Source organism: Collinsella sp. wc0583 (assembly GCF_046116915.1).
Taxonomy (GTDB): domain Bacteria; phylum Actinomycetota; class Coriobacteriia; order Coriobacteriales; family Coriobacteriaceae; genus Collinsella.
The window spans coordinates 1-21,919 of the sequence record NZ_JBJXBN010000010.1 but is presented as its reverse complement, the minus strand read 5'-3'; the positions used below and the strand labels follow the sequence as shown (position 1 = coordinate 21,919).

Here is a 21,919-nt window from a genome sequence, read left to right as displayed (position 1 = left end):
GTATAACTCGGTATAAGTTGGTATAACTATTACCAGGGTTTGCCAATCCGAGGAGACCGACATGAATCCAAATCCCTTTAAGCCCACGGCTGGCAAGCGGCCTCCGATACTCATCGGTCGCGAGTCGGTCATCGAAGATTTTGCGGAAGGGCTCGATAACGGCGCCGGAGCGCCGGGCAGGCTCATGCTCATTACGGGAAACCGCGGCTGCGGCAAGACAGTTCTCCTGCGGGAGCTGCAACGTCTGGCCAGCGAGCGCGGATGGGCGGTTGTCTCCGATTCCGCTTCGCTTGGCTTATGCGACCGCTTGGCCGACGCGCTTCGCTCGAATAAACCCGTTGTAACGTCAATGGAGTTCGGTCCGTCGTTTGGGCGGATGTCAGTCGAGGCGGCGCGAGCAAAGGGCGAGACGTTGCGAGGGCTGGTCAACGAGCGCCTCAAGAAGCTCGGTCCAGGCAAGGGCATACTGTTTGCGATTGACGAGGCTCAATCTGCGTCTATCGAGGAGCTGGCGGCTCTTGCCGTTCTCTATCAGCAGGTGCTCGGAGACCAGGATGCCACGGGCTTGTCCGATAGCGACCAGCGCGGCCTTGCGCTTGTTTTTGCCGGCTTACCCAGTATGGTTGACGATCTGCTCGAAGAGCCGAGCGTGACGTTTTTGCGGCGTGCCCAGCAGCGTACGCTGGGGGCGATATCTTTGCCCAAGGTGCGCGATTCGTATATCCAGACGGTCAAAGACGCTGGTCTTTACGTTGACGCGGAGACGGCGGACCTTGCGGCGCGCAAAAGCATGGGGCATCCCTATATGGTTCAGCTGGTGGGCTATTACATGTGGCGGTCTGCTGTCCGGCGCAACTCGCAAGTCATTGAAAGGCGCGATGTCGAGGCTGGCTACGCCGATGCCGTCTCCGAGTTCTATGAAGCGGTCGACGCTCCCTTGTATTACGGGTTGCGCAGTCCGCAGCGCCTCTTTATCGAGGCCATGGCGGCTGACGAGGGTAAACCGACGCGAATGGCGGACATCATTGAGCGCTGCGATCGCACTCAGAGCTGGGCGAGTAAATATCGCGCAAGCCTGATTCGCGAGCGCGTCATCGAGGCTGCCGGATACGGCCTCGTCCGGTTTACCGTGCCCATGCTGGGCGCGTACGTTCGCGATCGAGTTTTATGGCATGAGTAGGGTGATAAAGGTGACGGAACAGAAGATGAGCCCGCAGGCTATCGAGGTGCGTGGCGCGCGCGTCCATAACCTTAAGGACATCGATATCGATATTCCGCTGGGAAAGCTTGTGGGCATTGCCGGCGTGTCGGGTTCGGGCAAGAGTTCGCTGGCGCTGGGGGTTCTTTATGCCGAGGGCTCGCGCCGTTACCTGGAGGCGCTCAGCACCTATACCCGCCGTCGCCTGACGCAGGCCGAGCACGCTCAGGTGGATGAGGTATTGCACGTGCCGGCGGCACTCGCATTGCATCAGCGCCCCAGCGTGCCGGGCGTGCGGTCCACTTTTGGCACCATGACTGAACTCAACAATAGCCTGCGTCTGCTCTTTAGCCGTTGCGCCCATCATGTGTGCCCGCATTGCGGGGCGCGTGTGGAGCCGAGCCTTAACGTTGCCGCAGGCCTGTCGCTCGCGTGCCCTGCATGCGGTCGTGAGTTCTACGCGCCGAGCGCCGAGGACCTTGCGTTTAACAGCGGCGGCGCGTGCTCTACCTGCGGCGGCACTGGTGTCATGCGCGAGGTGGACGAGGCGAGCCTGGTGCCCGACGAGGCAAAGACCATCAACGAGGGCGCGGTCCTTCCTTGGGGTACGCTCATGTGGGATCTGATGAAGCAGGTAGCCGGCGAGATGGGCGTACGCACCGACGTGCCGTTTAACCAGCTCACGCCTCAAGAGCGCGACATCGTGTTCCATGGTCCAGCGGTTAAAAAGCACATTCTCTACGTTCCAAAAAACGGCGAGGGCGCCACGCCGCTCGACTTCACCTATTACAACGCCGTCTATACCGTCGAGAATGCGCTCGCCAAGGTTAAGGACGACAAGGGCCTCAAACGCGTTGCGCGCTTTTTGCGCGAGGGGCCATGCCGCGACTGTGGTGGTACGCGTCTTTCCGAGGCTGCGCGCCAGCCCCAGGTGCGCGGTATCAATCTGGCGCAGGCGGCGGCCATGACGCTGGGTGAGGCGATTGAGTGGGTGCGCGGGGTGCCCGCATCCTTGCCAGCCGAGATGCGGCCCATGGCGACGGATATCTGCGATTCGTTTTTGAGCGCGGCCCGCCGCCTGGTCGACCTGGGTCTCGATTATCTTTCGCTCGATCGCGCCGGTGCCACGCTCTCCACGGGTGAGCGCCAGCGCGTGCAGCTTGCCCGCGTGGTGCGCAACCGATCGACAGGCGTGCTCTATGTGCTGGACGAGCCCTCGATCGGCTTGCATCCTGCCAATGTCGATGGCTTGGTGGGCGTGATGCGCGATCTGGTGGATGACGGCAACACCGTGGTTGTTGTCGACCACGACACGCGCGTGCTGGCGGAAGCCGACTATCTGGTCGAGATGGGCCCCGTTGCCGGAGCAGGCGGCGGTAACGTGATCGCTGCCGGTACGGTAGACGAGGTCGAGCAATCGCAGGACAGCCGCATCGCACCGTTTTTGCGCGCAGATCCCAAGCGCTTGCGCCCGCAGGTGACTGACGAGGAAATGTTTGATCAGGGCCACATCCGCATGGCAACTAATGCCATCCATACCGTCAAGCCGCTCGAAGTCGATATTCCGCGCGGCCGTCTTGTCGCGGTGACGGGCGTTTCGGGTTCGGGCAAGACGACGTTGGTGCTCGAGACGCTCATTCCGGCGCTTAGAGCCCAGGCAGCTGGCGAGCGCCTGCCAAGCCATGTGCGCTGGGTCGACGCCGAGGGTATCGCACGCGCCAACCTGATTGACGCCACGCCTATCGGCGCCAACGTGCGCTCGACGGTGGCGACCTATGCCGACATCCATGATGAGCTGCGCCGCGCCTTCGCCCGTACGCCCGAGGCCAAGGCAGCCGGCTACAAGGCGGGTGCCTTTAGCTACAACACTGGCGCCTTGCGCTGCCCTACGTGCGATGGCACGGGCTCGATATCGCTCGACGTGCAGTTTCTGCCCGACGTCGAGATCGTCTGCCCGGCATGTCGTGGTTCGCGTTATGCAGACGCGGCTTCGCATATCCATCGCGAGGGCAAGGACGGGAGTCTGCTTACGTTGCCGCAGCTCATGGACATGAGCGTGGACGAGGCCATCGACGCCACACTGGGACTCAAGAAAGTTCAGACGCGCTTGCAGACCTTGCACGACCTGGGATTGGGTTATCTCACGCTTGGTGAGCCCACGCCGGCGCTTTCGGGCGGCGAGGCGCAGCGCCTTAAGCTTGCGAGCGAGATGGGCCGCGTGCAGGACGATGCCGTATTCGTATTTGACGAGCCCACGATCGGACTACATCCGCTCGATGTTCAGGTGCTGTTGAACGTGTTTGACGGCCTTGTTGCCAAGGGCGCCACGGTTGTCGTGATCGAGCACGACCTCGATCTTATCCGTAACGCCGATTACGTGATCGACATGGGCCCGGGCGGTGGCGACGCGGGCGGGCAAATCGTCTGCGCCGGCACGCCGGGCGACATCGCGGCCTGCTCCAAGAGCATTACCGGCCGCTATCTATAGGCGATGCGACAAAGGGGCACCCCTTTGTCGCATTGACTTCTATTTCACGCGTTGAGCTGCGAGATAGTCGCGGAAGAATGGCAATTCAAAAGCGACGATTCCGCGCCCGCGTTCTCCAATGATGCCGGCATCTATCATGCGGCGTCGGTAGCGGGAGACCTGCTGCGGCGAACGCTTAAGGCGCTCGACAAGGTCAGCGGTGGTGGACTCTTCCTCGTCATCGAGCATGGCGATGAGGAATCGCTTGTCCTCTGCAGTGAGTTCCCGATAGGTTGCCGCAAGGATTCGGTCGTCCATCTCGTCACGCGCGATTTTGATTCCCAGGTCAAAGTCGCGTGACGAGATTTCCTTCGAATCGCTTGTGAGATCCCAGGCACGGTAGCCTACGAGTTGCAATAGGAAGGGAAAACCAGAGATCGAGCGAACGGCTCTATCGATTCCCTCAGCATCTGCCAGGCGATCGTTTTCCTGAATTGTGCGAATCAAGGCCTCGCGTACGTCATAGTCGGCAATGCGACCCAGATGATATTGTTGGGCGCGGCGAAGGAACGAGACCGTCTTGTGGTTCAGCAACGTCGAGACGTTGTTGGGAAGTCCCGCCATGAGCAGGGCGACGCGTTTCCCATCGGTCACAAAGTGCTGATACGTCGCTGCAAGCTGAATCATCTCGTCGAGTGTCGGGTCCACCTCGTCAACCGTGACGAGCAGACCGGTGCCCGCCTCGTTGAGCTGGTCGATGATGTCGCTCATGCGATAACGCCAGGTTGAGGCATCGTGAACGCGATTGACCTCGATGCTGCCGAGCGGTGCAATTCCGAGGCCGGTGACTTCGAAGTGGGTGGACGAGTCGATGAGATGGGCTGCGGCACGTTTCGTCCCGAGCTCGATTTCCTCAAGCATTCCCGGGAGCGCGGTCGTCTTTACGGCTATCCAGCCGTGGGATTCCGCCCTTGTCGCGAGCGACGACATGAGAGCGGTTTTACCGGTTCCACGCGCGCCCGAGAAGATCGAGGTCAATTCTGGGCGCCTGCGCTGGCTCAAGAAGGCACGGTCCAAATCCCGAATAATCTGTTGTCTGCCAGCGAGATGGGCAGGAACCTCGCCAAAACTAGGGGTAAACGGGTTTTCGAGGTATTTCACAAGGCTCTCCTTTCACACCGCCGTTTAACTTCATTTTACTTTAGTTAATTCTGATTAAAAATGAGGGCTCTTTATCTAGAGCATCAATTAGGCGTGCGTGCCATCGGCGTGGCGCTTAAATGTAACAAAGGGAAAGTTCCTTTGTCACATTCCCGGAAAGCCTGTTTGGCGCAGAGCCTCGTAGAGGACGATGGCGGCGCTGTTGGAGAGGTTGAGTGCGCTGATGCGGTAGTCGTTCGGATTGACGAAGTTGCCGCAGATGTCCTGTTGAAGGATGGCCTCGTGGCTGTCCTCGGTATGCCCCAGCGATTCCTCGTGGGTTTCCCAGGCCTCGGCGTTGTCAAGCGAATCGCAATCGCGCAGCATCGGGATGCGCTCGCAGCACGTGGGCGCTGCAGCGAGTAGCTCCTCGGGAATGCCCGAGCTCTCGCTGCCAAAGACCAAGTAGTCGCCATCGCGGTAGGTACTCTGCGCATAGGTGCGGCGTGCCTTTTTGGTCAGCAGATGCAGGCGTTCGTCGGCAGGGGAGAGGTCATTGCGCGCAAGGAAGTCCTCCCAGCCGGCATAGGTCGTCACGTCCAAGTTTTGCCAGTAGCCCAGGCCGGCGCGACGTACCGTCTTGTCGTCGAGCGAAAACCCCAGCGGCTCCACCAGATGCAGGCGGGTGCCGGTAACCACGCAGGTGCGGCCGATATTGCCCGTATTGGCCGGAATCTCGGGCGCATACAGCACAATGTTGAACATGAATCTCCTTGGCTCAGAACGAAAAACCACCACGAAGGGCACCTTCGTGGTGGTTTGGCAGTTACATAGGCGGAAAAATGCCCGCTTGGATAAACCTAGGCGCGGTGCCAGTCGGTCAGGCAGGCATCGAGGGAGGCGATGAGCGCGTCCTTGTCCACGTGACGGCCGATGATGCACAGGCTCGTCATGCGGTCGCCCGTCTCGTCGTCCCAAATTTGCATGATCTCGGGGTTCTCGTCGATGATCTTCTGCTTCTCGCCCTCGGGCGCGGAGTCAACGAACAGGCCGTTCTCCATCAGGCGCATCTGGTGGCCGGCCTGCTCAAACATGTAGCACATGTCCGGATCACCGGTCTGCCACAGCGGACCCTTGACGCGGATGACCTCGTCGGGCCACTCCTGCTCAACAAAATCAGTGAACTTCTGCAGGTCAAACGGCTTGCGGCGCGAGTACACAAAGGTCTCGATGTCGTACTCGAGCACTTCGGGGTCGTCGTGCTCCTCGGGATGCTCCATGGCCTCGATCCAGGCGGCGGAGTTGTAGGCGCGCATAAAGTCGAAGCGGTCGGTATCGAGCAGCTCCTCCATGGGGACCTCGCCGTTTTGGGCCTCGACGATCACGGCGTCCTTCTGCAGGCTGCGCACGATGGCCTTGAGCTCGGCGATCTGCTCGGGCGTCACGGTATCGGTCTTGTTAAGGATCAGCGTGGAGCAGAACTCGATTTGCTGGATGAGCAGGCTTTCGATGTCGTCCTCGTCGATATCCTCAGCCAGCAGGTCGCGACCGCCGTTGAACTCGTCGTACATGCGGGCGCAGTCGACCACGGCCACGATGTTGTCGAGCGCGAGCTTGGGCTCGCCGCCCACCTTGGCCTCGTCGCAGAAGCTCGAGATGGTGTAGGCGATGGGGATAGGCTCGCAAATACCCGATGCCTCGATGATGATGTAGTCGAACTTGCCCGAATCGGCAATGCCCTGCAGCTGGTTGGCCAGGTCGTCCGAAAGCGTGCAGCAGATGCAGCCGTTGGTGAGCGGGATGAGGTCGTCGTTCTCGGAAAGGCCGCCGTCGGCGATAAGACTGGCGTCGACATTGATCTCGCCGATATCGTTGACGATCACGGCGGCGCGGATGCCGCCGTCGTTAGCGAGGATGTGGTTGAGCAGCGTGGTCTTGCCGGCACCGAGGTATCCGGTAAGCATGATGATCTTCACGGGTTTGTTGGGCATGTGCCCTCCTTTGTTAGACATGGCTTACAGTTGAATCTTATGCCAAACGCCTGCTCTTATACCCACGCGCCGGCAAATAACACAGGCTACTCCCAGGCTCCCCATACATCGGGGCAATAACCGACGGTGGCCTTTTTGCCGTTGCGCACGATGGGCTCGGCCAAGACCTGCTGATTCTCGAGCAGTTTGTCGAAGCGCTGACTGGGGGTGAGGTGCTGGATGAGCGCGAGCGTCTCCTCGTCCTTGGCCTTGGGGTTGAGCAGCTCGTCGATGCCGCCGACCGCTTGCATCACGCTCGTGAGCTCGCCCTTGCTCATCTCCTTTTCCTTAAGGTCGATAAACTGCACCTTAATGCGGCGCTCTTTGAAGAAGCGCTGGGCCTTCTTGGTATCGAAAGACTTTTTGGTTCCAAAAATCTGGATATTCATGCTCCGCCGCTCTATCGAATGAAGTTGGTCGTTGCTCGATCTGCCTCGGGTGCGTTGATACCGGCGGCCTGTCCTGCCTCGATACAGCGCAGGAGCCAGGCCATGTTTTTGCCGATGTTTCGCATGGTGGCAAGGCCCTCGGCGTCCCCATCGGCGTCGCCGGGCACGCGGCCAAACACGTTGTTCCAGTAGGTGGAAGCAACTACGGGCATCTGCTTAATGGTGAAGTACTTGTTGAGCACATCGAAGGTGGTCGACGTGCCGCCGCGACGGGCGACGGCGACCGCGGCGCCGGGTTTGTGCTCAAAGGCATGTCCGCCTGCATAGAAGGCGCGATCGAGGGCCGAAAGGATGCGTCCGCTGGGGTGCGCATAGTAGACGGGCGAGCCAAAGACGAAGCCATCTGCCTGCTCGGCGGCAGCGATCAGCTCGTTCACCACGTCGTCGTCAAAGGTGCAGCGGCAATCGAGCTTGCCGCACTGGCCACAGCCAATGCAGTCGCGAATGGGCTTGGCGCCCAGCTGGAACACCTCGGTATCGATACCCTCGGCGTTGAGTTGCTCGGCGACTTCGGCGAGTGCGCGGGCGGTGTTGCCGTTTGCCTTGGGACTGCCATTGACCAAAAGAACCTTCATCACAAACTCCCTCTGCTGTTGGTGACTTCTGCAGAGGATTATCGCACGATGGGGGAGGCGGTGCGGGCGCGGTGCTAATCCAGTTTGGTACCTGGAACCTGCACGGCTTTACCGAGCAACGCTTTGAGCTCGTTCAAAATGGAAACGGGCTGTCGGCCAACGCTGTTCAGATGGAGCGTGGCCACGCGAATGGGCGGCTGATATTCAAGCGAGCCGATGAGTACGGGAGAACCCAGGAATCGTTCGATTTCGTTTGCGAGCTCGTCGATTGCCTCGGGGCCGAGCTCATCGAAAAGCGCCACGAACATTGGTCCCGTTGAGCGGAACAGGCGACCCTTGCCGCGCGAGCATTCCATAAGGCAGGCGGCGCTTTCGGCGAGCACGCGGTCGCCTGCATCGAATCCAAAGCGGGCATTGACCTCGGCGATATCGTCAACCTTAATGGCAATAAAGCCTGCCTCGCGCGCCACGCGGCGCATCTCTCCAATGGCGTTGACCAGGGCGTGAATATCGCCCAGACCGGTCACGGAATCGGTCGTATCCGCTAGGCTTCGGTTGATGATAATGCCCACATACATGCTGGGCTCGGTATCGGTGCCGTCCAAACGGTAGCCCGTGCAGTCGCAAAGCACGTATTTTCCGGTGGCATCCATTACGCGATACTGCATGAAGTGGAAGTGCCACGTGCCGTTTATCACCATGTCGAGCTCGGCGCGTACGTTGTCGCGGTCCTCGGGATGAACGCGGGCGAGCCACATGTCGAGTGAGTTAAAAGGGTGCTGGGAGGGCAGGTCAAAATCGCGCACGGCGTTAACCGACCATTGCGATTCTCCAGTATCGAGGTTAAGGATGAACGGATAGCGCGTCTCGGAGCTCATGGAGATCGCTTGGAACACCCGGTCGTTGCAGGGAAGCTGATCGACGATTGGGCGTTGCGGCACGTCATTGTCTTTCGGTTGCTGCACACGATGCATAAGCTTATAGCGATACATCTTGCGATCGGCATCCATTGTCATCTGGCGACGCGAATCGCCTGCAAGCGGATCGACGCGCGAGCAGCCAAAGCTAAAGCTGGCGATCATGGGCGCCTTGCCACCTGAGCTCGCCTCGATCAGCCCGGTACGTACCTGCTCCAAGCGCTGCTCGAGTTCAGTCTCGTTTGCAAAGAGCGAGATAAGCACAAACTCGTCTCCACCGATACGGAACAGCATCTCATCATGCTTCATGGTTTCGGAGAGCGTGCGGCAGATGCTCAGAATATAGCGATTGCCTTCGGCGTGGCCAAACCTATCATTACAATGCTTGAGATGGTCGATATCAATATAGGCGCAGGTGAAGGGGTCGCCTTTGCGCCAGAGCTGCTCGACGTGACGGTCGAGTCCGCCGCGGTTGCCCAAATTGGTGAGCGAATCGATATAGGCGTTGCACTCAAGCAGCTGGCGCTCTTGTTGCAGGATGGCATGCGTCTTTTGCAGTTGCTCACCAACGGCGCGTAGCCCAGCGGGCAGCGCGGCAACATCGAGTTCGGCGGTCGAGACGCCATTCGCAAGTCGCTGAAGATAGACAATAATCGATTGCTCGCCCATGCGATACGACTCGTTCATGATGGATAACCTCCTTGGGCGGAACAGTGGTTTGTATCATATCCCCAATTCGGCTTGGATTGGGGATATAAGTTAGCTAATGGAGACAATGCCCCCTTCGACGGTGGCGTTTTGCGCGCGAGCGTATCAGTCGTTATTGCCACCATCGAGCAATGCCTCAAAATCCTTCGCCGGCATGGGGCGGTAGTAGAGGAAGCGCTGAGCGTAGCGGGCGCCCATGTGGCGTAGCATGTTTGCCTGCTCATCTGTCTCGACGCCTTCGATTACAACGGGCAGATGGAGCGACTGCGCCATCTCGAGCATCGATGACACGATCTGCGCGCTGCGGCCTTGATCACGGTCGGTGGGCACAAAGGTACGGTCGAGCTTGATGACGTCAACGTTCACGTTCTTGAGCATTGCGAGCGTGGACTGGCCGGTGCCAAAATCGTCCATATAGGTCGAGAAGCCGCGGGTGTGCAGATCTGCGGTCAGCTTATCCACGGCCTCGGACTCTCCGGTATAGGCGGTCTCGGTGATCTCGATACGCATGAGCTCGGGTGGTAGGTTGTATTGGGCGGCGAGCGCCCCTATATGTTCGGCAACGTCGCAGGCAAGAATGTCTACGCGCGACACGTTGAGGGAGACCGGAACCACGCGAAGACCGCGATCGAGACGCTCGCGAAGCCATGCGGCAACGCCCTGCCAAACATATTTGTCGAGCGTTACTACAAAGCCGCTTTCCTCGAGAGCGGGGATAAAGGTTGCAGGTGAAATGAGGGAGCCATCCTTGTCAATCCAGCGTGTGAGCGCCTCGGCGCCAATGATCTCGCCGGTTTCCATATCGACCTGGGGCTGCAGGTAGTAAGTGATGCGGCCGTTTGAGAGCGCATACTGGAACTCGGTTAGCGTGTGGTGGAACGCAACCCCATGCTCATATTCCTCGGGGCGGAAAATGGCAATGCGCTCCTTAAAGTCGTTTTTGGCGCGTCGATTGGTAAACATGGCCTTGGCCTGGGCATCGATGGTGATTTCCTCGCTAGCGTCGATGGGGCATACGCCCATGGACGGCCAAAAGCCTACGCCGTCGTCGTGCTTGGCTACAGCCTCGCGCACGCGCATATAGACTCGGTGAACGAAATCGTGCTCAAAGGGTATGAGCAGACAAAAGTCGTCTTGCCCCCAGTATCCCGCGACGCCCATGTCGGCGTTCTCGATATCCTTGAGCACCGTGCCCACATCGGCAAGCATCCGGTCGCCTTCGGCCTGTCCATACCATTCGTTAAATAGGCGCATGTGGCCCATGTCGACGGTGGCGATACACCAAGCGCCGTCGCGCCTCGCCTCGATGAAGGCATTGGCACGGCGCATAAACTCGCTGGGTCGGTAGAGACCGGTGAGCATATCGATGCGTTCGGCGATTGCGCTTTTGCGTTCGACCTCGGGTATAGGGAGGCTGTCGTTGGGGACAAGCCCGCCAGCTGTGCGAAGGCGACGGTCGAGTTCGCACAAAACAGCAGATGTTTGGTAGTCCAGGCGCTCGTAAAAGACCGGGGCGACAATACAAACGGGAGTGATGGTGCCGCCCGCGATCTGAACGGGGGCAAAAATGGTCTCTTTTAGACGATGGATCAGGAGTTCAAATGCCCCGTGGTCCAAAGCGTTGCTGAGCACGACGAACTGGACACTTCGTGAACGGAAGACGCGACTCCTACCGCGGGTGATCGACAGCATACGGCCTGCGTATTCGGCAAGCATGCTGTCGACCGCCTCGGCTCCATAGAGCTCGTTGAGCTTCGTCGTGCCGCGAACGCGCACGGCGATGAGCCCTGTTTTGCAGTGGTCACGGCGACAGGCATCGATAGCGTTGACCAGCATACGTTGCGTTCCAAGCCCCGTGGCGGCGTCGACGGTCTCGGCAAGGGAATGATTGACGAGTTCGCCGACATAGAGCGAGGGCTCGTTTTCGTCCCCATCGATGCGAAAACCGCGAGCACGGCAGAGCACGTAGTCGCCTGTGGCGTTACGTACACGATACTGCATGACTCGATGGTGCTTGGAGCCGTTATAGACTTGGTCGATGTCGTCGGTAAAAGCCTCAAGGTCATCGGGATGGACGCGCGTTTTCCAACAATCGCGACAGTTGTCTATGTGCTCTGAAGGAAGTCCGAGATCGCGCAAAGCGTTTTGTGACCAAAGGGTGCGATGTTTATCCAAGTTCTCGATAAAGAAATAACGGCCTTCGTTGAGCATCGAAAAGGCGTCGAAAATGCGATCGCTTATTTCGAAGTCGTCGGTGTGGACTTGCGAGATATTGCGCCGATCAAGGTGTACGGCATGACGTAGCTTGTAGTCGTACATGCGATGGTCGGCATCGAGCGTCATGCGATTGGGGGCCTCGCCCAGGGCGGGGTCGGCATGTGACACCCCGTAGCTAAACGAGTGGGGCATCTCGGAATCGTTGTTTTTGAGCAGGACCGTTCGGCAGTGTTCCAGACGTTCGGCGAGGTCGTCCTCGGTCGCAACCGTAGACAGGATGGCAAACTCGTCGCCGCCTATGCGAAACGCCGCCTCGTCCACCTTCATATACAGCTTGAGATAGAGGCTTACCTGCAAGATATAGCGGTTGCCCTCGTCATGCCCAAAGATGTCGTTGCAGTGCTTAAGGTTATCGATGTCGATAAACGCCATGGTCACGGGCAGTTCCTGCTCCCAGATTTCCTCTAAGGAGTGAGCAAAGCCGCCGCGGTTGCCAAGTCCGGTAAGCTGGTCGGTAAAGGCGGTCCTAATCAGATCATCCTGACGCTCGAGAAGGTCGCGAACGGTCTTTTCGAGCGTTTCGGTGTAATTGCTGACAGTATCCATGTCGTAAGCGGCTTTCTGAGGTCGGGCGGATTGCGTCGGGCGAGCTCGTTGTGCACACGCGTTGTTGTCCGGCGCTTTGCGTGTATCCAGGCCCCGCCTTGCTGCGTTGTTGGGCTACTTTACCGGCTAATGTTCGCTGTTGATAACTACTGCGTAGTATAAACAACAGTACACAATTATATATGGGTGCACATGCTGTGGGCGGCCATTATTCGACAAACGGCAGCGCGACGATGCGATGTCCGATAAAAATGCGACTGAGACGATATATGTTGACGGGTATACTTGTCCCGTTTTAAAACGCAGGAACGGAGATGGTCGCATGGCACAGCCGGATACGACGCGCACGGTGGGGCTCGCGCTCGAGGGAGGCGGCTACCGCGGTATGTATACGGCAGGCGTGCTCGACGTTTGGATGGAGCACGGTTTGACCTGCGACCATATGGTGGGTGTCTCGGCGGGCGCGGCGTTTGGCTATAACTTTAAATCGCGGCAGATCGGGCGCGCCATTCGCTACAACAAGGCCTATTGTGCCGACAAGCGCTATGCAAGCGTGACAAGCTGGTTGCGAACCGGCGACATGTTCAATGCCGATTTTGCCTATCACGAGGTGCCCATTGAGCGCGATCCCATCGACCTGGAGACATATCGTGCCTGCCCCATGCGGTTTACGTGCGTGTGTACCGATATCGAGACGGGCAAGGCCGTCTACCACGACCTGCCCTATGGCGACGAGAGGGATATCGAGTGGATCCGGGCATCGTCGGCGATTCCTGTGGCGACGCGTCCTGTTGCCATTGAGGGCCGTAAGTACCTGGATGGCGGCGTGGCTGATTCCATTCCCAGCGCTTGGTTGTTTGCGCAGGGGTATGACCGCAATATCGTGGTGCTCACACAGCCGGCGGGCTTTGTGAAGCAGCCCAACAGTGTGATGCCCATGCTGCGGCGCGTGTTCCGTCACTACCCGGAGTTTGTCGCAGCGCTTGAGCATCGGCATGAGGTCTACAATGCCACGCTCGATGACCTGGCGCGTCGCGAGGCTGCCGGCGAAATCTTTGTGGTGCGGCCGAGCGAATCGGTGAAGGTGCCGTCGCTGTGCCGCGAACCGGATGAGCTCGAGCGCATCTACCAGGTCGGCCGCCACGATGCGGAGGCGACTTTGCCGGCGTTGGAAGCGTATCTGGCGGGGTAGGGCAAACTGCCGTGGACTCGGCGGAAAGCGCATCCCGGAATGGAGGTCCAAACTGGGATGCGCTTTCCATTGCTGAAGATATGAGGGTGCTGATCAGCTGCTCGGCTTAGACTTACGCCTGCTGCCAGGTGTCGACAAGCTCCTTGGCCGCGGCGCAGGGGTCGTCGGCACTGCAGACGGCGCTCACCACAAAGAAGCCGTCGACGCCGGTGGCCTTAAGCTGTGGCAGGTCGGCCGTCTTGACGCCGCCGCCCACCACGATGGGCACGGGGCTTGCCGCGTGGAGTGCGGCCAGATCCTCAAAACTTTTGGTGATGATGGAGCCATCTGCTGCGCGTCCGCAGTCGCGCTTGGTCTCGGTCTCGTGGAGCGGGCCGATGCCCAGGTAGTCGACCAGGCTCATGTCGGCGGTCTTGACGTACTCGAGCATCTCCTCGCAACGGGCTGAAAGGCCCACGATGGCATCGGGGCCCAAAAGTTTGCGGCAGACCTCGACGGGAATATCGCTCTGACCGACGTGCACGCCGTCGACAGCAATGCCCTGCTCGCGTGCGGCGAGTACGCAGTCCAGGCGGTCGTCGATCAGCAGGGCGACCTGACCGGTCTTGCCGGCCTGTGCGATTGCCTGCGCGGCGTCGCCGGTCAGCGCGATGATCTCGCGGGCGCTTGCCACCTTGGAGCGCACCTGGATGCAGGTAAAGCCTGCGTCGAGCGCCTGGGCCACCACATCGCTCACGGGACGCCCCAGCGTGTTTTCGGGGCCGAGTACCAGATAGGCCGAGATATCAAGGTTGTCGCGGATGCTCATCGTGCTTCCTCCTGCTTTTTGATCTGTGCTTCCATGCGCTCGAGCTTGCCGGTCATGTTGTCGGTAAATCCGGGTCGAATATCGGCTTTGAGCACGACTTCGGTGCGGATGCCCTTGCTCGCCAACACAAAGGTTGCGTCGCGCACGACCTGCATGACCTCGTCCCAGTCGCCCTCGATCTCGGTGAACATCGAGGTGGTGTGGTTGGGAAGGCCGCTCTCGCGAATGACGCGCACGACCTCGGCGACCTCGGCGGACAGTTCATCGCCGGTGCCGCACGGGGCGATGGCCACGGCGACGAGTGTGTTCATGCCGGCATTGGTTGCGGGCTCGGACATGGCTTATGCCTCCTCGAGCTCGAGTTGGTTATCGGCAATATCCTGGGCGGTCGCGCGGCAGAGCTCGTCGATAAAGGCGACCTTAAAGCTTGCCGGGGCATCGGCGACAGCGGCGGCACGCGTGCCGGCAACGTTGTAGACGGCGGTGCCGCAGATGGCTGCCGTAAACGGATCGGCAGCGCAGGCGTACACAGCCAGCACGCCACCCTGCGAGCAGCCGCAGCCGGTGATCTTGGACATGAGCGGACTGCCGCCGTGGGACTTGGCCACCGTCGTGCCGTCGGTAATCAGGTCGACTTCGCCCGAGACCACTACGGCTCCGCCGGTGTAGCGGGCGAGCGCCACAGCGGCATCGCGGGCGGCGTCGACCGTGTCGGTGGTATCGACACCGCGCACGCGGCTCAGATCAGCTGCCTCGCCCTCAAGACCCCACAGGCCGGCGAGTGCGATGATCTCGGAGGCGTTGCCGCGCACGATGGCAGGCTTGTACTGCTTGAGCTCGTTTACCAGCTGGGTTCGCAGGCTACCGATGCCCAGGCCCACCGGATCGAGCACCCAGGGCTTGCCGGCGTCGTGTGCCGCCTTGGCCGCGCGGGGAATCGTCTGCTCGTAGATGGGGAAGAGCGTGCCCATGTTGAGATAGATGGCGCCGCCGCCGGCAACGAGCGCCTCGCCCTCGTCGGGCAGATAGACCATGGCGGCCGAACCGCCCACGGCGAGCTGAGCATTGGCGACAAAGTCGATCGTCACCGTGTTGGTGATGGAGCCGGCCATCGGATTGGTGGCGCGAATCTCCTCCACGGCCTTGACCACATTTTGCTTAAGCTGTTCCGAATCAATCACTGCACATGCCTCCTTGGCATAGAAAAGGGGCGCTGTGCATAGACAGCGCCCCTGTAAAGGCGGCATGCTCCCTACGCCAGCATTAACTGACAGGTTCAAAGGATTGGGCCCCATGCCCTCTCAGCCTTGTGGTTTGCACCGCCGGCACTCCCGCATCGAATCTGTTGTTCCCTATACTAGCGCACCTGCCAAAAAGGGACAGGTTTATTTTGGCAGGTCGTTACAATAGGTAGGACCGATACGAATGGGGGCCTTATGATTAAACTTGTGCTGACCGATATGGACGATACGCTGATTCCAGCCGGGCATGACGGCGCCAGCGACTACGCCATCGAGGGCATTCATGCCATGCAGGCGGCGGGTCTGCACTTTGGCCCGGTTTCGGGTCGCCAGCCGTCCGCGATGGGCTGGATGTTCCGCAATTGCGTCGAGTGCTTCTCGACCGGCGTGTTCTGCAACGGCCAGGTAATGTTTGTCGACGGTCAGGCGGTCGCTTCGCGCGCGACCGACAACGCCGCCCTTATGCGTTTGGCTGACTACTTGGAGCAGGAGACCGACGATACGTATCTGAAGGTCTACAGCCTGGGTGATGACTTTTGGAATAACGATGCCTACTGCGTGACGAGCGATCCCGAGCGCGTACGCCGCGCCATGGAGTCGGGCGGCAACGCGTGGCTCAAGGGCGAAGAGGCCCCGTGCCGTCCCGTCGTCGATGATGCGCCGGTGTTTAAGGCGAATATTTGGAGTGCCCGTTCACGTGAGGAGCTCGTGGAGCTACGCGAGCGCGTTGCCGCTGAGGTGCCGGAACTCTCGCTTGTGTTTCCCAACAATCGAGTGCGCCTGCTTGACATCCTTCCGGCCGGTTGGGACAAGGGCTGCGCTGCACTGGAGCTGGCGCGCGCTTTGGGCCTGACGACCGATGAGGTGGCCGTATTTGGCGATTCCGATAACGATCTGCCCATGATCGATGCCGTTCCCAACTCCGTTGCAGTCGCCAATGCCAACGAGGCCGTCACGGCTGCCGCGCGCTGGCATATCGGCGCTGCGGCAGACGATGCGGTTGCCGGGGCTCTGCATCAGATTGCCGCCTGCGCCGCGACGGGGGAGATGCCGCCGTTTATGCGTCAGATGGATGCGACGGGTTTCGACGTCACGAACGTCTAGGGAGAAAGCCATGAAGCTTCAGCAGCTCAGGTATGTCGTCAAAGTTGCCGAATGCGGCAGCATCACCGAGGCCTCGCGCCGGCTCTTTGTGTCGCAGCCTTCGATTACCGCATCAATCCGCGATCTCGAAAACGAGATGGGCGTGCACATCTTTGAGCGCACCAACAAGGGCGTCATTGTGTCCGAGGAAGGCGAGACCTTCTTGGGCTACGCGCGCCAGGTGCTCGACCAGGCCGACCTGCTCGAGGGCAAGTACAAGGGCGCGTCCGAGCAGGTGCCGCACTTTAGTGTGAGCTGTCAGCATTATTCCTTTGCCGTTAATGCGTTTGTCGATGTGATCCGTGAGTTCGATGCCGCGCGCTACGACTTTACCCTGCGCGAGGAGCAGACTCACGAGATTATCGAGGACGTCGCGCATATGAAGAGCGAACTGGGCATCCTGTACTTATCCGAGCACAATCGCGAGGTTATCGAGCGCATGCTGGCGGCCAACGAGCTCGTGTTCGAAGGACTATTCTGCGCCACGCCACACGTCTTTGTGTGTGCCGACCATCCGCTGGCGGGCCGCTCCAGCGTGACGCTCGAGGACCTGGAGGACTATCCCTTCCTGTCCTACGAGCAGGGCAGCTACAACTCGTTTTACTATTCCGAGGAACTGACCTCGACGTTTGAGCGCCGCAAGAATATCCGCGTGCGCGACCGTGCGACACTGTTCAACCTGGCCATGGGCCTCAACGGCTACACGGTGTGTTCGGGTGTGATCAGCCATGAGCTTAACGGTCCCGGCATCATCTCGATTCCGCTTGATGTAGACGAGTACATGGAGATTGGCATCATCACGCGCAAGAACACGACACTTACGCGCTACGGGCAGGCCTATATCGACGCGATTCGCCAGCATATCTAGGCTGCTGTGCTCCGCGCGGGTCAAATCTCTTTATGGCAGTCCAGACTGATATAGGAAACGTCTATATCAAACTGATATAAACGTATATTTTACGATGTCCATATGAGCGCTCATACTCTGTCCCAGTAAAGCAACCAATGCAAAGGGAGATATCTATGAGCACTTCAATTCAACCGAACGCGCCGTTTCGCGCCGATATCGTCGGCAGCTTTCTTCGTCCGCAGGCCGTAAAGGACGCCCGCGCTGCCTATGCGGCAGGCACGCTTGATGCCGAGGGGCTTAAGGCCGTCGAGGACGATGCCATTCGCGATTTGGTGGCAAAGCAGAAGGCCGCCGGTCTGCAGGTCATCACCGATGGCGAGTTTCGCCGCAGTTACTGGCACCTCGACTTTATGTGGGGGCTCAACGGCATTGAACGCCGTACCTCGCGTACGGGCTATATGTTCCACGACGAGGAGACCACGGCCGATACCGCCGTGGTAACCGGTCCCATTAGCGGCGAGAACCACCCATTCGTCGAGCACTTTAAGTTTGTCAAGGCGCTTGAGGGGGAGGGTCAGGTCGCACGTCAAACCATTCCGGCGCCGATCCAGACGTTCTCTGAGGTCACGCTCGATCGCTGCGACGGCCAGCAGGAGAGCCTGCGCGCTGTCTATAAGACCGATGAGGAGCTTGCCGACGCCATTGCAGCCGCTTATCGCACGGTGATCGCCGACCTGTACGCTGCAGGCTGCCGCAACATCCAGTTTGATGACTGCACCTGGGGCATCTATTGCGATACCGACTTTGTGTCCAAGACCGGAATGAGCCCGGTTGATCTGCAAAAGGTGAGTGAGCTGGGCGTGGCGCTCAACAACGCCGCCATCGAGGGCAAGCCCGACGACCTGGTCATTAACACGCACGTGTGCCGTGGTAACTACCACTCTACCTATGCCTTTGAGGGCGGTTACGATCCCATCGCGCCGTACCTGTTTGCGCATGAGAATGTCGATGCGTTCTATCTGGAGTTCGACACGCCGCGCGCCGGCGGTTTTGAGCCGCTCAAGTACGTTGCCCCGGGCAAGAAGGTCGTGTTGGGCCTGGTGACCACCAAGGCCGCTGAGCTTGAGGACGAGGATGCCATCGTCGAGCGTATTCACGAGGCTGCAAAGTATGTTCCGCTCGAGAACCTGTATCTGTCTCCGCAGTGTGGCTTTGCCAGCTGCGAGATTGGCAACAAGCTGACCGAGGACGAGCAATGGGCAAAGATCGCGCTGGTCAAGCGTATTGCCGAGCGCGTTTGGAAATAGCGGTAACGTTCGCAGGTGACGGCGCGTGCGAGACATGGCGCATCGCGTACAATGGTTCGGATCGTATCGTTCGGGCAGGTAATCCGCTATGCTCGAGCGCCCTTCCATTTTGAAAGGACTCTCATGTCCCAGTCCTCGACGCCCGCCGCCAGCGATGCCATCTACGATGCGTCGTCGCTCGGCCGCCCGCGCATGTTTTTGCTCGGTCTGCAGCACCTGTTTGCTATGTTTGGCGCCACCGTGCTGGTGCCCGTGCTCACCGGTCTCTCGGTTTCGGCAACGCTTTTGTTTGCCGGTTTGGGTACGCTGCTGTTCCACTTCCTGTCGCGTGGCAAGGTGCCGGCATTTTTGGGCTCATCGTTTGCCTTTATTGCCGGTTATGCCGCAATCGCGCCCAACGGCGAGACCGAGCTTTTGCCCTACGCCTGCCTGGGCGTAGCTTGTGCCGGTCTGCTCTATCCGGTGCTGGCGGCGCTCTTCCGCGCGTTTGGCGCCAAGCGTGTCATGCGTTTCTTTCCGCCGGTGGTGACTGGCCCCATCGTCATTTCCATCGGCTTGATCCTGGCAAGTTCCGCTATTGCTAACTGCCAGACCAACTGGCTTGTGGCTGTCATTGGCGTTGCCGTTATCGTCATCTGCAACATCTGGGGCCGTGGCATGGTCAAGATCGTGCCGATTTTGCTGGGCGTTGTGGTGAGCTATGCCGTTGCGGCTGCGCTCGGCGAGGTTGATTTCTCGGGCGTTGCCGCCGCTCCGTGGGTCGGTCTGCCCATCGTGTGGGACAACACCGTGTTTGCACTCTTTGGGCCGCAGTTCGATAGCGGTCTTGCCACGACGGCCATCATCACCATCATGCCGCTGGCCTTCGCGACCATGATCGAGCATATCGGCGATATCTCTGCTATCGGTTCGACTTGCGAGCGCAACTACATTGCCGATCCCGGTCTGCATCGCACGCTGCTCGGCGACGGCCTTGCCACGATTCTGGCTTCGCTCTTTGGCGCTCCGGCCAACACTACGTATGGTGAGAACACCGGCGTGCTCGCCCTGACGCGCGTGTTCGACCCGCGCGTAATTCGAATTGCCGCGTGTTGCGCCATCGTGCTTTCGTTCTGCCCCAAGTTCGCGGCTGTCATTGCGGCCATGCCGGCGTGTGTGATCGGCGGTGTGTCGCTCGTGCTCTACGGCATGATCAGCGCTGTGGGCGTCCGCAACCTCATCGAGAACCAGGTCGATTTCCAGAACAACCGCAATGTGCTGGTGGCGGCTCTGGTGCTCGTGCTTTCGCTCGGCATTGCTTACAGCACCGCCAGTGCCATCGTGCTGGAGCTGGGCGGCGTGACCATTTCGCTGTCCGGCATTGCCGTGGGCTCACTGGTGGGCATTGTGCTCAACGCCATCCTGCCGGGTAACGACTTTGAGTTTGATGTCTCCGAGCTTGAGGAGGCTGCTGAGTAGCAGCTGCGTTCAGCTAAAACAAGATATGGTGCCCATGCGTATATGCGTGTGGGCACCATTTTTAATGTGTCAGTATCCAGTGGATGCCGCGGGCCATGCGTAAGTCGGTTTGGGCAAAGTGATTGCCGGGGTTGAGCTCCAGCGTTGTTGGAATGCCGCGCTCGACGAGCAACACTTCCATCGCGCGTGTGTCGTCGAGTACATGCCGCATCATGCGGTTGGGCGTCTTGGTTTCCTTTTTGCCGAGTGACAGGTAGACGGCTTGCGGGCTGCCGGCAAAAGGGGCCGTGCTGGCACGGTCGACAAAGTCGGGAAACCATAGCGACCCCGATGCGCTCGCGGCGCGGTCAAAGGCGTCGGTTTGCCAGAGGGACCAGAGTGCGAAGAGGCCCGCGAGCGAGTAACCGGCAATGCCGCGCCAGGTGGGCGGCTGAGGAAGCGACGACTCGACCTGGGGGATTATCTGATTCAGCAGCTCATCAAGAAAATCGGCAGCTTGGCCGCCGAAAGGCTCGGCATCGCGTACGGTCCCGTCGCATGCCCAGGGGCTCAGCTCGCGATTCCAATCGAGCCCGCCAATGGTGACGAGGGCGAATGGCGGACAGTCGAGCTCTCGGCAACACTTATAAACCTCGCTGCCGTCGCCCACGACCACAGGAAGGTAGATGACAGGCGCGCTTTCCGTATGATTCGAATAAACGGTTATCTGCTTTTGATGCGCTTCCATGACGGGCTTCTCTCAGTGTTGTGATATCGGCAGCCCCAATTGTCGCACGCCAGCGTATGCCGGTTGGGCTAGACCAAAGACAATCTCGTGCATCCCCTGCGGACGCATATGGAAAACGCCACCGCCGGAGGGGAGCTCGGCGGTGGCGTTGTTAAACGGTGCTGGGGCTCGGGGCCTTCGCGGGAGCTGCCATGTGCGCAGAGGCGTCTAAGAACGCTTACGGCTCGCCATGGTGCCTGCGGCGATAGCGGCTGTTCCCGCAAGGACGGTTGCCACGATGGCCGCACCCGAGGTGTCGCCGGTTGCCGCGAGCACGCCGGTAGTCTTGGCTTTCGTGGTTGAAGCCGCAACGGCCTTGGTCGGCTTTGAGCCCTCAGGCTTGGGGTTCTGCTTGGACTCCGCGGGCTTGCTTTCTGCGGGCTTGGTCTCGTCGGGCTTGGGGTCTTCCGGCTTGGCTACCTCGGGAGGTGCGATGGTCGTACTTTTGGCGACTGCTTTGATATAGAGGGAGTCGACCGTGGCGTCGCCCGTGCCGATGGCTTGGCCTGCCTCGTAGATGCCGTCACGGAGCTTGCGATAGTCAATGACCTTGCCGCCTTCGGGCGTCTGGATGGCGGCGTTCTCAATTTTGATGGTGCCGATTGTCTTGCCGTCAGCGCTCATGGCATGGGCAAAGATTGCCGCTGTATCTCCTTCGGCCGTTACCTTGCTGCGGATGATCGAGATGACTGCGGGTGTGATGCCCTCGCTGGTCTGGGCGATGATGCCGATGTTCTCGCCTTGGGGTTCGCGCCTCGTCTCGCCATCTTGGTTTTCGCTCATATGACCCAATCCGCTGTCAAGAGCCACAATGGCCCCGCCGACCGCTTGCAATCGGTCGGCGGGG

Annotated in this window: 19 protein-coding genes and 1 riboswitch; of the genes, 7 read left to right on the top strand and 12 right to left on the bottom strand. The window is 59.8% G+C overall.

Features of this window, described 5'->3' with window-relative positions:
- Window positions 1–61: 61 nt before the first annotated feature.
- Together ACKUUJ_RS09390 and ACKUUJ_RS09385 are read left to right on the top strand one after the other, a co-directional pair.
- On the top strand, window positions 62–1,180 hold the full coding sequence (locus ACKUUJ_RS09390; RefSeq protein WP_409065400.1) for an AAA family ATPase: 1,119 nt from the start codon (window positions 62–64) through the stop codon (window positions 1,178–1,180).
- Window positions 1,173–3,686, top strand: a complete 2,514-nt coding sequence (locus ACKUUJ_RS09385; protein ID WP_409065399.1) for an excinuclease ABC subunit UvrA — start codon at window positions 1,173–1,175, stop codon at window positions 3,684–3,686. The genes ACKUUJ_RS09390 and ACKUUJ_RS09385 overlap by 8 nt, the downstream gene beginning before the upstream one ends.
- Before the next feature lie 39 nt (window positions 3,687–3,725).
- On the opposite strand, the gene ACKUUJ_RS09380 is transcribed toward ACKUUJ_RS09385, so the two are convergent.
- The 7 genes from ACKUUJ_RS09380 to ACKUUJ_RS09350 all read right to left on the bottom strand — a co-directional run bounded on the left by ACKUUJ_RS09380 (window position 3,726) and on the right by ACKUUJ_RS09350 (window position 12,307).
- Window positions 3,726–4,826: an ATP-binding protein gene (locus ACKUUJ_RS09380; RefSeq protein ID WP_409065398.1), complete on the bottom strand. Its 1,101-nt coding sequence runs from the start codon at window positions 4,824–4,826 to the stop codon at window positions 3,726–3,728.
- 144 nt (window positions 4,827–4,970) lie between these two features.
- Entirely contained in the window at window positions 4,971–5,570 is a 600-nt protein-coding gene (locus ACKUUJ_RS09375; RefSeq protein ID WP_117820871.1) for a tRNA (cytidine(34)-2'-O)-methyltransferase, read from the bottom strand.
- Between the two features lie 95 nt (window positions 5,571–5,665).
- The gene (locus ACKUUJ_RS09370; protein ID WP_409065397.1) at window positions 5,666–6,796 is read right to left on the bottom strand and encodes a CobW family GTP-binding protein; all 1,131 of its coding nucleotides are present in this window, start codon (window positions 6,794–6,796) and stop codon (window positions 5,666–5,668) included.
- An 86-nt stretch (window positions 6,797–6,882) separates the two neighbouring features.
- Window positions 6,883–7,224, bottom strand: a complete 342-nt coding sequence (locus ACKUUJ_RS09365) for an arsenate reductase family protein (RefSeq protein ID WP_409065396.1) — start codon at window positions 7,222–7,224, stop codon at window positions 6,883–6,885.
- 11 nt (window positions 7,225–7,235) lie between these two features.
- Window positions 7,236–7,859: a flavodoxin family protein gene (locus tag ACKUUJ_RS09360; RefSeq protein WP_195535824.1), complete on the bottom strand. Its 624-nt coding sequence runs from the start codon at window positions 7,857–7,859 to the stop codon at window positions 7,236–7,238.
- A 74-nt stretch (window positions 7,860–7,933) separates the two neighbouring features.
- Window positions 7,934–9,463: a diguanylate cyclase domain-containing protein gene (locus ACKUUJ_RS09355; RefSeq protein ID WP_409065395.1), complete on the bottom strand. Its 1,530-nt coding sequence runs from the start codon at window positions 9,461–9,463 to the stop codon at window positions 7,934–7,936.
- A 126-nt stretch (window positions 9,464–9,589) separates the two neighbouring features.
- A complete protein-coding gene (locus ACKUUJ_RS09350; RefSeq protein WP_409065394.1) occupies window positions 9,590–12,307 on the bottom strand; it encodes an EAL domain-containing protein in 2,718 nt (905 codons plus the stop codon).
- A 322-nt stretch (window positions 12,308–12,629) separates the two neighbouring features.
- Between ACKUUJ_RS09350 and ACKUUJ_RS09345 the strand changes: the two genes are divergently transcribed.
- Entirely contained in the window at window positions 12,630–13,499 is an 870-nt protein-coding gene (locus ACKUUJ_RS09345; RefSeq protein ID WP_409065393.1) for a patatin family protein, read from the top strand.
- Between the two features lie 112 nt (window positions 13,500–13,611).
- Here ACKUUJ_RS09345 and ACKUUJ_RS09340 read toward each other — a convergent pair whose 3' ends face one another.
- The 3 genes from ACKUUJ_RS09340 to thiM are packed head-to-tail and all read right to left on the bottom strand — an operon-like array spanning window position 13,612 to window position 15,488.
- Window positions 13,612–14,307 carry a thiamine phosphate synthase gene (locus tag ACKUUJ_RS09340; RefSeq protein ID WP_409065392.1) on the bottom strand — a complete coding sequence of 232 codons (696 nt, stop codon included), beginning with the start codon at window positions 14,305–14,307 and terminating at the stop codon, window positions 13,612–13,614.
- Complete coding sequence (locus tag ACKUUJ_RS09335; protein ID WP_409065391.1) at window positions 14,304–14,645, bottom strand: MTH1187 family thiamine-binding protein; 342 nt, start codon at window positions 14,643–14,645, stop codon at window positions 14,304–14,306. The genes ACKUUJ_RS09340 and ACKUUJ_RS09335 overlap by 4 nt, the downstream gene beginning before the upstream one ends.
- A 3-nt stretch (window positions 14,646–14,648) precedes the next feature.
- Window positions 14,649–15,488: a hydroxyethylthiazole kinase gene (gene thiM, locus ACKUUJ_RS09330; protein WP_409065390.1), complete on the bottom strand. Its 840-nt coding sequence runs from the start codon at window positions 15,486–15,488 to the stop codon at window positions 14,649–14,651.
- A 51-nt stretch (window positions 15,489–15,539) separates the two neighbouring features.
- Window positions 15,540–15,650: riboswitch (TPP riboswitch) on the bottom strand.
- Between the two features lie 93 nt (window positions 15,651–15,743).
- On the opposite strand from thiM, the gene ACKUUJ_RS09325 reads away from it, so the two are divergent.
- The 4 genes from ACKUUJ_RS09325 to ACKUUJ_RS09310 all read left to right on the top strand — a co-directional run bounded on the left by ACKUUJ_RS09325 (window position 15,744) and on the right by ACKUUJ_RS09310 (window position 20,306).
- Window positions 15,744–16,652, top strand: a complete 909-nt coding sequence (locus ACKUUJ_RS09325; RefSeq protein WP_409065389.1) for an HAD-IIB family hydrolase — start codon at window positions 15,744–15,746, stop codon at window positions 16,650–16,652.
- 10 nt (window positions 16,653–16,662) lie between these two features.
- Window positions 16,663–17,559, top strand: coding sequence for a LysR family transcriptional regulator (locus tag ACKUUJ_RS09320; protein WP_148331535.1), 897 nt, complete (start codon window positions 16,663–16,665; stop codon window positions 17,557–17,559).
- Window positions 17,560–17,714: 155 nt separating this feature from the next.
- Window positions 17,715–18,848, top strand: coding sequence for a 5-methyltetrahydropteroyltriglutamate--homocysteine S-methyltransferase (locus tag ACKUUJ_RS09315; RefSeq protein WP_409065388.1), 1,134 nt, complete (start codon window positions 17,715–17,717; stop codon window positions 18,846–18,848).
- Window positions 18,849–18,971: 123 nt separating this feature from the next.
- The gene (locus ACKUUJ_RS09310) at window positions 18,972–20,306 is read left to right on the top strand and encodes a uracil-xanthine permease family protein (RefSeq protein WP_409065387.1); all 1,335 of its coding nucleotides are present in this window, start codon (window positions 18,972–18,974) and stop codon (window positions 20,304–20,306) included.
- Between the two features lie 61 nt (window positions 20,307–20,367).
- Here the strand turns inward: ACKUUJ_RS09310 and ACKUUJ_RS09305 are convergent, their stop codons facing one another.
- Both ACKUUJ_RS09305 and ACKUUJ_RS09300 read right to left on the bottom strand, forming a co-directional pair.
- Window positions 20,368–21,033 carry an alpha/beta hydrolase gene (locus ACKUUJ_RS09305; RefSeq protein ID WP_409064109.1) on the bottom strand — a complete coding sequence of 222 codons (666 nt, stop codon included), beginning with the start codon at window positions 21,031–21,033 and terminating at the stop codon, window positions 20,368–20,370.
- A gap of 207 nt (window positions 21,034–21,240) precedes the next feature.
- The coding region (locus ACKUUJ_RS09300; RefSeq protein WP_409065386.1) for a hypothetical protein at window positions 21,241–21,919 on the bottom strand (679 nt) is incomplete at its 5' end.